The sequence below is a fragment of the Variovorax sp. H27-G14 genome (assembly GCF_046156345.1).
Lineage (GTDB): Bacteria > Pseudomonadota > Gammaproteobacteria > Burkholderiales > Burkholderiaceae_C > Variovorax.
In genome coordinates, this window is sequence record NZ_JAYLVN010000003.1 from 355,284 (window position 1) to 368,985 (window position 13,702).

Genomic DNA, 13,702 nt, shown 5'->3' on the forward strand with positions numbered 1-13,702 from the left:
TCGCGTCTCCTGCTGCCTGCCCATCGGATGGGCTCTGGCAGCCACTCTATTTCATTGCCCCTGCTCCCTGTCGTGAAGCCAGCCCTTCACGCAGCGCGCCAGCCTGCGGCCGCCTTTCCCCTCCATCGATGCGTGCCGGTCCCGTGACCAAAGTCACCGGCTGACCGAACCAGCACATCGCAATGGCGCTGTGAGCAAAGCGCGCGCGGCCTCGCGCCGATAACTTCAGCCACAGCTTTCAACCGTTCTTCACACCGTCCTTTTCACTGTCCTTCTTCCACCACGACCGGAGTCTTCCAGCCATGTCGAATAACCCTCTGCATTACCTCGAGCTTCTTGAAGTCGGCCGACTCATCCAGTCCCGCGAGCTGTCTTCGGTGGAGGTCACGAAGGCGCAGTTCGCGCGCATCGACGAGGTCGACGGTGCGCTGAAGAGCTATGTGCGCGTGACGACCGACTCGGCCCTGGCCGAAGCCGCGCGCGCCGACGCCGAAATTGCCAAGGGGGAGCTGCGCGGCCCGCTGCAGGGCGTGCCCTTGGGCGTGAAGGACCTGTGCTGGACCGCGGGCGTGCCCACCGCCGCAGGCATGACCCTCTACCAGGACTTCGTGCCCACCGAAGATGGCACCGTGGTGCGCAAGCTGCGCGAGGCGGGCGCGGTCATCCTGGGCAAGCTGCAGCTGACCGAGAGCGCCTATGCCGATCACCACCCCTCGGTGTCGCCCCCGGTCAACCCCTGGAACGCGGCGCACTGGCCGGGCGTGTCGTCCAGCGGCTCGGGCGTGGCCACGGCGGCAGGCCTGTGCTACGGCTCGCTGGGCACCGACACCGGCGGCTCCATTCGCTTTCCGTCAGCCGCCAACGGCCTCACGGGCCTGAAGCCCACCTGGGGCCGCGTGAGCCGCTACGGCGCCTTCGAGCTGGCGGCCACGCTCGACCACATCGGCCCCATGACGCGCAGCGCGGCCGACGCGGGCGCGATGCTCGGCGCCATTGCCGGTGCTGACGCCAAAGACCCGACCGCGAGCCTGCTGCCCGTGCCCGATTACCTCGCCGACATCGGCAAGGGCCTGACCGGTGTGCGCGTGGGCATCGACACGCGCTGGACCACCGAAGGCGTGGATGCGCCGACGCGCGCCGTGCTCGACGCGGCCATTGCGGCCGTGAAGGCGCTGGGCGCACAGGTGCACGAAGTGAGCTTTCCCGACCCCACCCAAGCCATCGACGACTGGTTTCCGCTGTGCGGCATCGAAGCCGCCGTGGTGCACGAAACGACCTACCCGTCACGCAAGAACATGTACGGCCCCGCGGTGGCCGGCCTGGTCGAACTGGGCTTGGCGCAAAGCGGCGTCGACTACCAGAAGATCGTGCTGCGCCGCCATGACTTCAGCGGCAAGGTGAGGGCGATGTTCGAGGGCATCGACCTGCTGCTGATTCCCGCCACGGGCATCGCGTCGCCCACCATGGAGCGCATGTCGCAGATGGGCGTCGACGCCGATCTGATGGCCGCGATGCTGCGCTACACCTGCCCCTTCGACATGACCGGCAGCCCGACCATCACGCTGCCCGGCGGCTTCACGCCCGCCGGCATGCCGGTGGCCTTTCAGTTCGTGGCGCGTCACTTCGACGAGGCGCTGCTGGTGCGTGCCGGTGCGGCCTTTCAGCAGGCGACCGACTGGCATCGCAAGCACCCGGCGCTCTGAACCCGTTCTTCTTTTTCATCACCTCCCTCGAAAGCACATCACCATGAAACTACGTCGCGCGCTTTTCTCCCTGGGTTGCACGGTGGCTCTGGCCACCTCCACGCTGGGCACCGCCGCCTGGGCGGCCGACCCGCTGAAGGTCGGCCTGATGGAAGACGTCTCGGGCGATCTCGCCTTCATGGGCAAGCCCAAGCTCAACGGTTCGCTGCTTGCGGTGGAAGAGATCAACAAGGCCGGCGGCATCATGGGCCGGCAGATCGAGCTCATTCACCTCGACCCTCAGGGCGACAACGCGCGCTACCAGGAGTTCACGCGCCGCCTGCTGAGCAAGGACAAGGTCGACGTGCTCATCGGCGGCATCACCTCCGCCTCGCGCGAGGCCGTGCGCCCCATCGTCGACCGCACGCAAACGCCGTACTTCTATACCAACCAGTACGAAGGCGGCGTGTGCGACGCCAACATGATCGGCATGGGCGCAGTGCCCGAGCAGCAGTTTTCCACGCTCATTCCGTACATGGTCGAGAAGTTCGGCAAGAAGGTGTATGTGGTGGCGGCGGACTACAACTTCGGCCAGATCAGCGCCGAGTGGAACCGCTCCATCCTGAAGGACATTGGCGGCACCGTGGTTGGCGAGGAGTTCATTCCGCTGGGTGTGTCGCAGTTCGCGCAGACCATCCAGAACATCCAGAAGGCCAAGCCCGACTGGCTGCTGATGCTCAACGTGGGCGCCGCGCAAGACTCGTTCTTCGAGCAGGCGGCAGCCGCCAAGCTCAACCTGCCGATGGGCTCGTCGGTGAAGGTGATGCTGGGCTTCGAGCACAAGCGCTTTGCGCCGCCCGCGCTCAACCGAATGCACGCCACGGCCAACTGGTTCGAGGAAATCGATTCGCCCGCGGCCACCGACTTCAAGAAGCGCTGGCACGCCAAGTTCCCCAACGAGCCGTACATCAACGACATGGGCTACAACGCCGACAACACGCTCTACATGTACAAGACCATGGTGGAGAAGGCCAAGTCGACCAAGCTGGCCGACCTGCGCAAGGTGATCGCGGCAGGGGAGGCCTGCATCGATGCGGGCGAGGGCAAGATCTGCATCGACCCCAAGAGCCAGCATGCATCGCACCAGATGCGGCTGATTGCGGTGGACGAGAAGCACAAGGTCAATGTGCTGAAGGACTACGGCACCATCCAGCCGTACTGGCTGGGCAAGGTCGGTTGCGACCTCACGAAGAACAACGACAAGAAGCAGTACACGCCTTCCGATCTGCCGAAGAAGTCCTGACACCCGCACCCACAGGAGCTTGCGGTGTTCGCCGAAATCTTCTCTTTCTTCTACCAGTTCGCGGACGTGTTCGCGTTTCTCATTCTGTCGGCCGCCGGCCTGGCGATCGTGTTCGGAATGATGGGCGTGATCAACATGGCGCACGGCGAGTTCATCATGTGCGGGGCCTATGTGACGGTGGGCCTGGTGCATGCGGGCTTTGCGCTGCCGCTCGCGCAACTGTGCGGCACGCTGGCCGCCGGGCTCATCGGCGTGCTGCTGGAGTGGAGCCTGGTGCGCAAGCTCTACAAGCGCCCGCTCGATTCGCTGCTGGCCACCTGGGGCCTGAGCCTGATCGTCACGCAGGGCATGCTGCTGACGGTGGGCTCGTCGGTCACCGGCATCGGCACGCCCGAAGGCAGCTTCGTGGTGGGCGGCTACACCTTCTCCGTCTACCGCATGGTGCTGTTCGCGGCGGCGGTGGCGGTGCTGGGCGGCATCTACGTGGTGTTCATGCGCACCCGCTTCGGTGTGCATGCGCGCGCAACCATGCAGAACGCCAGCATCGCGCAGGCCACCGGCGTGCGCACGGGGCGGGTGTATGCGCTGAGCTTTGGCATTGGCGCGGCGCTGGCCGGGCTGTGCGGCGCGCTCTATGCGCCCACCATGACGCTGATTCCGACCATGGGCGCGGCCTTTCTGGTGGAGAGCTTCGTCACGGTGGTGGTGGGCGGTGCCAACGTGCTGCTGGGCACCGCGCCGGCCGGCATTCTGCTGGCGGTGGTGCGCACCGGGCTGAACGGCTGGGGCGGGCAGATCGTGGGGCAGATCGGCATGCTGCTCGCAGTGATCGTGGTCATTCGCATCCTGCCCGAAGGGGTGTCGGGCTGGCTCGCCCGGCGCACCCGTTGAACTTGTTGAATCGACGGAGTTTCACTGCATGTTCCAACTCATCAACGGCCCGCAGACGCTCGGCAGCACACGCGTCTTCTGGCTTCCTTTCATGGCGGTGCTTGCCGCGGTGCTGCTGTACCCCGCGTTCGCCGATGCCTACGACGTGGGCAATATGGCCTACCTGCTGACCTGGGTCTTCATGGCCATGGGCCTGTGCCTGGTGTGGGGCTACGGCGGCATGCTGTCGTTCGGGCAGACGCTGTTCTTCGGCATTGCGGGCTACGGCTACGGCGTGCTCGCCATCAACCTGGGCGGCGAGGCGGGCACCACCTTCCTGGCGCTGCTGGGGGCCTTGGCGCTCGCGGCGCTGGCGGCGGCAGTGCTGGGCTACTTCATGATCTGGGGCCGCGTGGGCGGCGTGTTCTTCGGCATCGTCACGCTGTCGGCCACGCTGGTGCTGGCCTTTTTTCTGGGGCAGACGGCGGGACCCGAATGGCACATCGGCAGTGCGCGGCTCAACGGCTTCAACGGCATGAAGGACATGGCGCCGCTGAACCTGCCTTTGCCCGGTGGTGAAGCGCTGTACTTCGATGGCATGGCGCTCTACTACCTGGTGGTGGGGCTCATTCTGGTGGTGTACCTGGGCCTGCGCATGCTGCTGAACTCGCGCTTCGGCAACGTGGTGGTGGCGGTGCGCGAAGACCCGCAGCGTGCCGAGCTGCTGGGCTACGACGTGCGCAAATACCAGCTGGCGACCTTCGTCATCGGCTCCGCGCTGGCGGGCCTGAGCGGCGTGCTCTACACCTCGTGGGGTCAGTTCATCACCCCGGCCAGCATCGGCCTGCCGGCGGCGGCCATGCCCATCGTGTGGGTGGCGTTTTCGGGGCGGGGCGACATCACGGCCACGCTGGTGGGTTCGTTCCTGGTGCTGTGGGCGTTCCAGACGATCACGGTGTACAGCCAGCAGGCGGCACTGCTGTTGATGGGCGCGATGCTGTTGTGCACGGTGATGGTGGCGCCGCAGGGCTTTGTCATCGGCGTGGTGCAGGCGGTGCGGCGGTTGTTCGCGCGGCGTACCGGTGCAGCGGTAGGAACGGTAGGAGCGGCGCCCCCAGCGGTGCCACCCGTTGTGCAAGACGCGCATGAGGCCCGCGCATGACCGCCTTGCTCGAAACCCGTTCGCTCACCAAGCACTTCGGCGGCCATGCGGCGGTGTCCGATGTGAGCCTGTCGGTCACGCAGGGCGAAATTCATTGCCTCATCGGCCCCAACGGGGCGGGCAAGAGCACGTTGTTCAAGCTGATCGTGGGCACGCACGAGCCCACGTCGGGCCACATCGCGTTCCAGGGTGCGGACGTGACGCGCCAGCGCCCGTTTCAGCGCGTGCAGCGGGGCATGAGCATCAAGATGCAGGCGCCCAGCGTGTTCAAGGAGCTTCCGGTGCGCCAGAACCTCCACATTGCGCTGCAGCACCACGTGGCGGGGCATGCGGCGCTGACGAGAGAAGAAGACCGGCTGCTGGAGCTGCTCGACCTGTCGGCCGATGCGAAGAAGCTGGCCGGCGAACTGGCGCACGGACAGCAGCAGTGGCTGGAGATCGGCATGGCGCTGGCGCTCAAGCCGGTGCTGCTGTTGATGGACGAGCCCACGGCCGGCCTGTCACCCGAAGAGACCTTCAAGACCGGCGAACTCATCCAGAAGCTAAACGCAGAAGGCATGACGGTGTTGGTGGTGGAGCATGACATGGCGTTCATTCGTCAGATTGCGCAGCGTGTGACGGTGCTGCATTTCGGCAAGGTGTTCGCCGAGGGGTCCATCGGCGAAGTCATCGCCGATCCACGCGTGGCGGAGATCTATCTTGGGAAGGCTCATGACTGAACGGGCGCTGCCTTCCCTTGTTCTTTTTGTGTGTGTTGAGCGCTGTTGTTCAGGGCGACGCCCACGCCGACGGGGTGCCTTGCTCCGCGAATGTCCCCCGCTTCGCTCCTCCTTTATTTCGCTGCGCAAGGCACCCCATCGGCGTGTGCGTTGTAAGCCGCGGTGGTTGATCGTGCGATCACCCAGAGCGTGCCCAGGTGCACAGGGCGTCGGGTGCTCCCCGCAGCGAAATAAAGGAGGAGGCCGCAGGCCGGGGGACATTCGCGGAGGGGAGTACCCGGCGGCCTTTGCACGCGCCCTGAATACGAGCGCCCCGAAACAGCAGCGCCCCAAACACAAACAACAAGCAAAGGAACACTGACATGGTCCTGGACGTACAAGCACTGCAAGCCAGCTACGGCGCCACGCCGATCCTGCAAGGCGTCGACCTGCAGGTGCGCAAAGGCGAAATCGTGAGCCTCATCGGACGCAACGGCGTCGGCAAGACAACCACCATGCGCTGCCTCATGGGCCTGCTGCGTACACACGGCGGCACCGTGCGATTCCTGGGGCAAGACATCGCAAGCCTGCCGAGCGACGCGCGCGCCCGCCTGGGCATCGGCTACGTGCCACAAGGCCGCGAAGTGTTCGCCCGCATGACCGTGGCCGAGAACCTCATGGTGGGCGAACTCGTCGGCGGGCCGCAAGGCAAGAAACTGCCCGACCTCGTGTATCAGTACTTTCCGCGCCTGGCCGAGCGCCGCAACCAACTGGCCGGCACCATGTCCGGCGGTGAACAACAGCAACTGGCCATCGGCCGCGCGCTGGTGGGCAACCCCGCGCTCATGCTGCTCGACGAACCGTCAGAGGGCATACAGCCCTCCATCGTGCAACTGATCTGCGACGTGCTGCGCGCCATTCGCCGCGACCTGGGCACGACCATTCTGTTCGTCGAACAAAACCTGGACACCATCCTCCACGTCTGCGAACGCGCCTACGTCATGGAAAAGGGCCGCGTCGTGGGCCGCATCGAGGCGGGCGACATGAACGCGCAGAACGTGCGCAACCACCTGATGATCTGAAGGAAAAACACATGAGCTGGCTCGACCAATCCATCATGCGCACGCGCGGCATCGGCCGCGAACGCAGCATCGCCACGCACGAACTCACCGAGGCCAAGCAAGGCACCTTCCACTTCACCATCGGCCCGTACTCCCAGCCCGTGATGACAGTGAAGCCCGGCGACCGCATCGTGGTGGAAACGCGCGACGCCTTCGACGGCAAGGTCAAGACCGAGCAAGACCTGCCGTCGAAGGTGCTCACCATGCCCTTCGTCAACCCGCAGAACGGCCCGATCATGGTCGAGGGCGCGGAGCCCGGCGACACGCTGGCGGTGCACATCGAATCCATGGCGCCACGCGGCCCCAACCCGCGCGGCACCTGCTGCATGATTCCGGAGTTCGGCGCCCTCAGCGGCACCGCCTTCACCGCGCTGCTGAACGACCCGCTGCCAGAGCGGGTGCGCAAGATCGACGTGGACGAGCAGGGCGTGTACTGGAGCAAGCGCGTCACGCTGCCCTACAGGCCGCACATCGGCACGCTGAGCTGCTCGCCCGAAATCGACTCCATCAACAGCCTCACGCCCGACCAGCACGGCGGCAACATGGACCTGCCCGACATGGGGCCGGGCAGCATCACCTACCTGCCGGTGCGCACGCCGGGCGCACGGCTGTTCATCGGCGACGCGCACGCCTGCCAGGGCGACGGCGAGGTGTGCGGCACGGCGGTGGAGTACCCGAGCCTGACGACCATCCGCGTGGACCTCATCAAGGGCTGGAAGCTCGAATGGCCGCGGCTGGAGACGGCCGAGATGATCATGGCCATCGGCAGCGCCCGCCCGCTGGAGGACGCCACCCGCATCGCCTACAAGGAGCTGGTGCTGTGGATGGAGGCCGAGTACGGCTACGAGCGCTGGGACGCGTACATGATGCTCAGCCAATGCGGGAAAGTGCGGCTTGGCAATTTCGTCGACCCTAAGTACACGGTGGGCGCGGGAATTTTGAAGACCTATCTGGCGCCCTGACCGGGCCCCTGAATCGCGGTCAGAAGCAGTTGACAAGTGTTGCGCAATAGCAAATGACGCGCTCCAACCGCCGATAATCCGGGCCATGACCGAACACTCACGCCTGGCCGAACTGCGCCGCGTGGCCATCCTCGATACCAGCGAAGAGGCCGCTTATGACGAAATCACCCGATTGGCGGCCCAGATGTGCGGCACGCCCATCGCGCTCATTTCGCTGATCGACGATCGGCGGCAATGGTTCAAGTCGCGCATCGGGCTGAAGGCGGCAGAAACGCCGCGCGCGCACGCCTTCTGCGCGCATGCGATCCAGACGCCAGACCAGGTGATGGTCGTCACCGACGCCCTGGCGGACGAGCGCTTCAAGCAAAACCCGCTGGTCACCGGCGACCCGAGCATCCGCTTCTACGCGGGTGCGCCGCTGGTGATGAGCAACGGCGAGGCACTGGGCACGGTGTGCGTGATCGACACCGAGCCGCGCACGATCAGCCCGGAAGCCCTGGAGCAACTGCGCTTTCTGGCGCAGCAGGTCGTGACCAAGCTCGAGGAACGCGCGCGAGACAACCCGCCGGAGGCTTGAACCGCCTCTGTGTTAAATCGCCCCAGGGAGCACCCCAGGGGTTGCTCAGACCGCGCCGGCAAACATCATCACGTCGACCTCGTCGCCCGTCGCCACATTGCCCTGGGCGTGGTGCAGCACCACGAGGCCATTGGCCTCGACCATCGAGCTCAGCACGCCCGAGCCCTGGTTGCCGGCCACGGTCACTTCGGGCGGCGCGCCGGCCACGGACCTGACCAGGCCGCGCTGGTACTCGGTGCGGCCGGGCTTCTTGCGGATGGCGCTTGTGCTGCGCGCCCGCAGCAAGGGCGGCGGCGCGCAGGCGGCGGCGTGGCAGCCCATCATGCGCAGCAAGGCTGGCCGCACGAAGGCTAGGAAGGTGACCATCACCGCGACCGGGTTGCCCGGCAGGCCGAACAGCAGGGCGGGTGGCGCCGAGCCTTCATTCGCATCCGGCGCACCTAGCGTATCTGACGCACCCCGCGCATCCCGCACATCGTGAGCATCCCGCGCAATGACCCCCACGGCCAGCGGGCGCCCCGGGCGCATCGCCACCCGCCAGAACGCCATGTCGCCGAGTTGCTGCATCACCTCGCGCGTGTGATCGGCCGCGCCGGCGCTCACGCCGCCGCTGGTGACGATGGCATCGGCCTCGCGCGCGGCGCGCCGCAGCGTGGCGGCCAGCGTGGCCGGGTCGTCGCGCACCAGGCCCAGGTCGATCACCTCGCAGCCCAGGCTGGCCAGCAGGCCGAACACGGTGTAGCGGTTGCTGTCGTAGACGGCGCCTTCGCGCGGTGCCTCGCCCGGGCTCAGAATTTCGTCGCCGGTCGAAAAATAGGCCACCCGGAGCCGCCGCAACGCGGTCACGCCGGGCAGGCCCAGGCTGGCGACCATGCCCAGCGCGGCGGGCGACAGGCGCTCGCCCTGGCGCAGCGCGGGCTGGCCCTGCATGAGGTCTTCGCCGGCCAGGCGGCGGTTGGCGCCGCGGCGCAGCACGCGCGCTGAAAAGCGCACACGGTCGCCGTCGAGCTGGCACAACTCCTGGGGAATCACCGTGTCGAGCCCGGCCGGCATCATCGCGCCGGTCATGATGCGCACCGCGTCGCCCGCGCCCAGCGCGCCGCGCCAGGCCGCGCCGGCCAGCGCCGTGCCCGCCACGCGCAGGCTGATGCAGGCGTTATCGGGCGCGTCGACGGGCAACAGCGCGCCATCGAAGGCGTAGCCGTCCATCGCGGAGTTGTCGTGCGGCGGCACGCTGATGGGCGAGACGATGTCTTCGGCCAGCACGCGGCCCAGGGCATCGAACAGCGCGACGCTTTCGCGCTCGGTCACCACGGCCGGTGCCGTCAGCTGCAAAAGAAAGGCGTGAACCGCCTCGACGCTCAGGTCGTCGGCGTCGTAGCCCGGCAGGAGGGAGGCGATGTCTGCAATGCGGCTCATGGGCTCATCGGTTTTCGAGGGCGTGCAGTTCGGGCAGCGTGTTGGCGTTGAAGAACGCGTCGGGCGCGTCGCCGGGGCGGTCGAAGGGCACTTGCACCGTGCGGTGCTGCGCGGTCCAGGCGTGCACCTTGCGGCCGCCGGCTGCTGTGTAGCGCTGCAGGCTGTCGCGCAGGTCGGCGCGCAGCAGGCAGAACACGGGTTGGGGGCGCAGCGCGACGGTTCCTTCAGCGCTGGTCTCGGGCGCGCTGACCATGGCGATCTGCGCGTTCTCGCGGGCCGCCGCCTCGGCGAGGCGCACCGCCAGGTCCAGCGGGAACAGCGGCGTGTCGCACGGCACGGTCAGCAGCCAGGGGGTGGCGCAGTGCGCAAGGCCGGCCAGGAAGCCGGCGAGCGGGCCGGGGTGGTCGGGCAGGGTGTCGGGCCACACCGGCACGCCGAAGGCTTCATAAGCCTCGAGGTTGCGGTTGGCGTTGACCAGCAAGGTGCCCACCTGCGGCCCCAGCCGGCGCACCGCTTGCAGCGCCAGCGGCTCGCCGTCGAACAACTGCAGCCCCTTGTCGACACCGCCCATGCGGGCACCACGGCCGCCGGCCAGCAGCAAGCCCGTGATGTCGGCAGGCGCGATGGGCTGCTGCTGCACGGGCATGGCACTCGCCCGCGTCATCCGCCGATGTAGCTCATCTCGACGCGGCGCGGTGCCTTGCCGTCGCCATTCCCGTTGCCTTCGTCGGGCCCCAGCAGCGCGCGCAGCTCGGAATATCGGTCGGCCCGGCCTTGCCAGATGTGGCCGATCGCCGAGGAAACATCGCCGTCGCTGGCGCTGCCGCGCAGCAGCGGGCGCAGGTCGTGGCCCGATGTGGCGAACAGGCACAGGTACAGCTTGCCTTCGGTCGACAGGCGCGCGCGGCTGCAGTCGTGGCAGAAGGCCTGGGTCACGCTGCTGATGACGCCTATTTCGCCGCCGCCGTCCGCGTAGGCCCACCGCTGGGCGGTTTCGCCGGGCGTGGTGGCCTGGAGCGGCACCAGCGGAAATTCGGCATGGATGCGGGCGATGACGTCGGCCGAAGGCAGCACCTCGTCCATGCGCCAGCCGTTGGTGGCGCCCACGTCCATGTATTCGATGAAGCGCAGCACCACCTGGGCGCCGTGGTGCGAGCGAAAGTAGCGCGCCATCGGCAAGATTTCTTGCTCGTTGGTGCCGCGCTTGACCACCATGTTGACCTTGATGGGCCCCAGGCCCGCGGCCAGCGCCGCGTCGATGCCGGCCAGCACGTCGGCCACCGGAAAGTCGACGTCGTTCATGTGGCGGAACACCGCGTCGTCCAGGCTGTCTAGGCTCACGGTCACGCGCTGCAGGCCCGCGGCCTTGAGCGCGGCGGCCTTGCGCGCGAGCAGCGATCCGTTGGTGGTGAGGGTCAGCGCCAGCGGCTCGCCGGTGGGCGTGCGGATTTGCGCGAGCTGTTCGATCAGCCCCTCGATGTTCTTGCGCAGCAGCGGCTCGCCGCCGGTGAGGCGAATCTTGCGCACGCCGTGGCCCGCGAACAGACGGGCCAGCCGCGTCATTTCCTCGAAGCTCAGCAGCGCGCTGTGCGGCAGGTACTGGTAGTCCTTGTCGAACACGTCCTTCGGCATGCAGTAGCTGCAGCGAAAGTTGCAGCGGTCGGTCACGCTGATGCGCAGGTCGGTCAGCGGCCGGCCCAGGCGGTCGATGAGTTCGCCGGTGGCGGGCACGGCCACGTCCGGCACCGCCACGGCGGGTTGCGCGTGGCCGACGGCGGAGATCGGAATGACGGTGCTGCTGCTGTTCTTCATGGCATCGAGGGGAGGGGGCCGATTTTGCGCCATCGCCCATGGGCCCGCTCCCCGCAGGCTACTTCAGCACGGCCGCATAGACCATGTTGCGCGCCAGGCTGCGGTAGTGGGTGCGGTGCTTGGGCGACTGCAGCATGAGCACCACGAACATTTCGTTCTTCGGGTCGACCCACATGTAGGTGCCGCCGGCGCCGCCCCAGTTGTATTCACCGCCGGCCGAGGGGTAGGGCGCCTCGCCGTCGTTGCGGCGCACCGCAAAGCCCAGGCCGAAGCCGTAGCCCGGGCCCGGCAGATACAGCGGGCCGGGCACGATGCCGGCGCCCGCGTTGGCGTGGTCGGAGGTCATCAGCGCCAGGGTGCGCGGCCCCAGGTAGCGCTTGCCGTCGAGCGAGCCGCCGTTCAGCAGCATCTGCAGAAAGCGCGCGTAGTCGTTCGCGGTCGACACCAGCCCGCCGCCACCCGACTCGTACTTGCGCACGGCGCGCGGGTCGTTGAAGTCGGCCCCCACGCCAAAGCTGCGGTCGCTGGGCAGCGGCTCGGCAATGCGCGGCTGGCGCGCGGGCTCGGGCACGTAGTAGCTGGTGTCCTTCATGCCCAGCGGGTCGAGCAGGCGGGTTTTTTCGAACTGGTAGAGCGACTGGCCCGATGCCACTTCGATCACGCGACCGAGGATGTCGGTCGACTGGCTGTACTCCCAGGTGGTGCCGGGCTGGTAGGCCAGCGGCAGCTTGGCCAGGCGCTGGGAGAACTCGGCCAGCGTCGGGTTGCCCGCGCCCAGGTTGGCGGCGTTGTAGGCCTGCTTCACCAGGCCGGGGCCGAAGAAGCCGTAGGTCAGGCCGGAGGTGTGGCGCATCAGGTCCTGCACGGTGATGGGGCGGCGCGCGGGCATTGTTTCAAGCACGGGCTTGCCGTCGGGCCCGGGCTTTTCGACGCCCACGGTCATGCTGGCGAACTCGGGCAGGTAGGCGGCAACGGGGTCGTCCAGCTTCAGGCGGCCGTCTTCCACCAGCATCATGGCGGCCACCGTGGTGATGGGCTTGCTCATGGAGTAGATGCGGAAGATGCCGTCGCGCGGCATTGGCGCGCCGGTGGCGGTATCGAGCTTGCCGACCGGCTCGAACCACGCCACCTTGCCCTGGCGCGCCACCAGCAGCACCGCGCCCGGAATCTTGCCGGCGGCCACATCGGCCTTGAGCACGTCGGTCAGCATCTGCAGGCGCTCGCTCGACAGGCCGACCTGCTCGGGCGTGGCGGTGGGCAGCAACTGCGCCGCGGCCAGCAGGGGAAGGGCCAGGCCGAGGCCCAGCACGGCCGTGCGCAGGTTGCGCTTGAAAAATCTCATGGTCTTGTCTCCGTCTTGTTGTGAATGGAAAAACCGGCCCGGCGGTCTTGGCGCCGCCTGCATCTGATTCGTTGTGCGCCACTTGGCTACCCGCGGCAGAGCTTCAGGTTGGTGCGGCTGGCGCGCACCACGGGCAAATAGATATCGGCATCGGCTGGCGGGTAGTTTTCCTTGACGCCGTCGTCGGTGAGCGCGGCGTCTTCGGCCAGCGGCTGCAGGGTCTTCAGGCAGCCGGCACGGTCGCCGAGCTTGAACTGCGTGAGCGCAAGGTCGTTGCGCAGCCAACCCTTGGTGATCCAGTCGAGCGTGGCGTCGCAGCCGGACAGCACCGGCGCCAGCGTGCTCCGGGCGGCGGCGTAGTCCTTGGCGTCGTACTGGCGCTTGAAGGTCTGGCGCGTGGTGGCCACGGCCTTGTCGGTGCAGCCCGGCGCGGGGCGGGTGTAGGTGCCTTCGAAGCTGGCGCGCACGCCGCAGTTGTCGCGGCATTGGTCGGCGCCGTTGGTGCTGACCTGCACCTTGTCGGCGTTGACCGCGAAGCTCACCACGCAGGCGGTGTCGTCGATCTTGGCCTTGCCGCGCACGATGGCGCCGTCCAGCTCGCAGGTGTGGGCGTTGGGGCCGATGGTCGTGATGTCGAAGTGCCCGTCGGCCTTCACGCGCAGCTGGCCGCTGCCGCGTTCGTAGATGTAGTCGCCGGCGGGCGGGGTGGCGGTCTGGGCGGCGCACAGGCCGGTGCCAAGGAGGAATGCCAAAG

General features: G+C 67.5%; 13 protein-coding genes. 8 read left to right on the forward strand and 5 right to left on the reverse strand.

All coding sequences use genetic code 11. The features are described 5' to 3' along the window. The first annotated feature begins 302 nt into the window (after positions 1 to 302). The 8 genes from VLK31_RS10670 (at position 303) to VLK31_RS10705 (ending at position 8,375) form a co-directional block, all read left to right on the forward strand. Positions 303 to 1,703 carry an amidase gene (locus tag VLK31_RS10670; protein ID WP_409168366.1) on the forward strand — a complete coding sequence of 467 codons (1,401 nt, stop codon included), beginning with the start codon at positions 303 to 305 and terminating at the stop codon, positions 1,701 to 1,703. A gap of 43 nt (positions 1,704 to 1,746) precedes the next feature. Beyond that, positions 1,747 to 2,985, forward strand: coding sequence for an urea ABC transporter substrate-binding protein (locus VLK31_RS10675; RefSeq protein WP_409168367.1), 1,239 nt, complete (start codon positions 1,747 to 1,749; stop codon positions 2,983 to 2,985). A gap of 24 nt (positions 2,986 to 3,009) precedes the next feature. Next, on the forward strand, positions 3,010 to 3,876 hold the full coding sequence (locus VLK31_RS10680) for an ABC transporter permease subunit (RefSeq protein ID WP_409168368.1): 867 nt from the start codon (positions 3,010 to 3,012) through the stop codon (positions 3,874 to 3,876). Between the two features lie 28 nt (positions 3,877 to 3,904). Further along, complete coding sequence (locus tag VLK31_RS10685) at positions 3,905 to 5,017, forward strand: branched-chain amino acid ABC transporter permease (RefSeq protein ID WP_409168369.1); 1,113 nt, start codon at positions 3,905 to 3,907, stop codon at positions 5,015 to 5,017. Next, positions 5,014 to 5,736, forward strand: coding sequence for an ABC transporter ATP-binding protein (locus tag VLK31_RS10690; protein WP_409168370.1), 723 nt, complete (start codon positions 5,014 to 5,016; stop codon positions 5,734 to 5,736). The genes VLK31_RS10685 and VLK31_RS10690 overlap by 4 nt, the downstream gene beginning before the upstream one ends. 362 nt (positions 5,737 to 6,098) lie before the next feature. Beyond that, positions 6,099 to 6,797: an ABC transporter ATP-binding protein gene (locus VLK31_RS10695; RefSeq protein WP_409168371.1), complete on the forward strand. Its 699-nt coding sequence runs from the start codon at positions 6,099 to 6,101 to the stop codon at positions 6,795 to 6,797. Between the two features lie 11 nt (positions 6,798 to 6,808). Beyond that, positions 6,809 to 7,798 carry an acetamidase/formamidase family protein gene (locus VLK31_RS10700; protein ID WP_409168372.1) on the forward strand — a complete coding sequence of 330 codons (990 nt, stop codon included), beginning with the start codon at positions 6,809 to 6,811 and terminating at the stop codon, positions 7,796 to 7,798. Between the two features lie 85 nt (positions 7,799 to 7,883). Next, a complete protein-coding gene (locus VLK31_RS10705; protein ID WP_409168373.1) occupies positions 7,884 to 8,375 on the forward strand; it encodes a GAF domain-containing protein in 492 nt (163 codons plus the stop codon). Between the two features lie 45 nt (positions 8,376 to 8,420). Here VLK31_RS10705 and glp read toward each other — a convergent pair whose 3' ends face one another. From glp to VLK31_RS10730, 5 genes are all read right to left on the reverse strand, one after another. Beyond that, positions 8,421 to 9,794: a gephyrin-like molybdotransferase Glp gene (glp, locus tag VLK31_RS10710; RefSeq protein WP_409168374.1), complete on the reverse strand. Its 1,374-nt coding sequence runs from the start codon at positions 9,792 to 9,794 to the stop codon at positions 8,421 to 8,423. 4 nt (positions 9,795 to 9,798) lie between these two features. Further along, entirely contained in the window at positions 9,799 to 10,458 is a 660-nt protein-coding gene (gene mobA / locus VLK31_RS10715; protein WP_409168375.1) for a molybdenum cofactor guanylyltransferase MobA, read from the reverse strand. After that, positions 10,455 to 11,606: a GTP 3',8-cyclase MoaA gene (gene moaA / locus VLK31_RS10720; protein WP_409168376.1), complete on the reverse strand. Its 1,152-nt coding sequence runs from the start codon at positions 11,604 to 11,606 to the stop codon at positions 10,455 to 10,457. The genes mobA and moaA overlap by 4 nt, the downstream gene beginning before the upstream one ends. A gap of 58 nt (positions 11,607 to 11,664) precedes the next feature. After that, a complete protein-coding gene (locus VLK31_RS10725; protein WP_409168377.1) occupies positions 11,665 to 12,948 on the reverse strand; it encodes a serine hydrolase domain-containing protein in 1,284 nt (427 codons plus the stop codon). 86 nt (positions 12,949 to 13,034) lie between these two features. Beyond that, positions 13,035 to 13,700, reverse strand: coding sequence for a hypothetical protein (locus VLK31_RS10730; protein ID WP_409168378.1), 666 nt, complete (start codon positions 13,698 to 13,700; stop codon positions 13,035 to 13,037). Between the last annotated feature and the right edge of the window lie 2 nt (positions 13,701 to 13,702).

Coding starts and splice junctions, on each gene's coding strand:
- VLK31_RS10670 (WP_409168366.1), top strand. CDS start 303: ATGTCGAATAACCCTCTGCATTACCTCGAGCTTCTTGAAGTCGGCCGA.
- VLK31_RS10675 (WP_409168367.1), top strand. CDS start 1,747: ATGAAACTACGTCGCGCGCTTTTCTCCCTGGGTTGCACGGTGGCTCTG.
- VLK31_RS10685 (WP_409168369.1), top strand. CDS start 3,905: ATGTTCCAACTCATCAACGGCCCGCAGACGCTCGGCAGCACACGCGTC.
- VLK31_RS10690 (WP_409168370.1), top strand. CDS start 5,014: ATGACCGCCTTGCTCGAAACCCGTTCGCTCACCAAGCACTTCGGCGGC.
- VLK31_RS10695 (WP_409168371.1), top strand. CDS start 6,099: ATGGTCCTGGACGTACAAGCACTGCAAGCCAGCTACGGCGCCACGCCG.
- VLK31_RS10700 (WP_409168372.1), top strand. CDS start 6,809: ATGAGCTGGCTCGACCAATCCATCATGCGCACGCGCGGCATCGGCCGC.
- VLK31_RS10705 (WP_409168373.1), top strand. CDS start 7,884: ATGACCGAACACTCACGCCTGGCCGAACTGCGCCGCGTGGCCATCCTC.
- glp (WP_409168374.1), bottom strand. CDS start 9,794: ATGAGCCGCATTGCAGACATCGCCTCCCTCCTGCCGGGCTACGACGCC.
- mobA (WP_409168375.1), bottom strand. CDS start 10,458: ATGACGCGGGCGAGTGCCATGCCCGTGCAGCAGCAGCCCATCGCGCCT.
- moaA (WP_409168376.1), bottom strand. CDS start 11,606: ATGAAGAACAGCAGCAGCACCGTCATTCCGATCTCCGCCGTCGGCCAC.
- VLK31_RS10725 (WP_409168377.1), bottom strand. CDS start 12,948: ATGAGATTTTTCAAGCGCAACCTGCGCACGGCCGTGCTGGGCCTCGGC.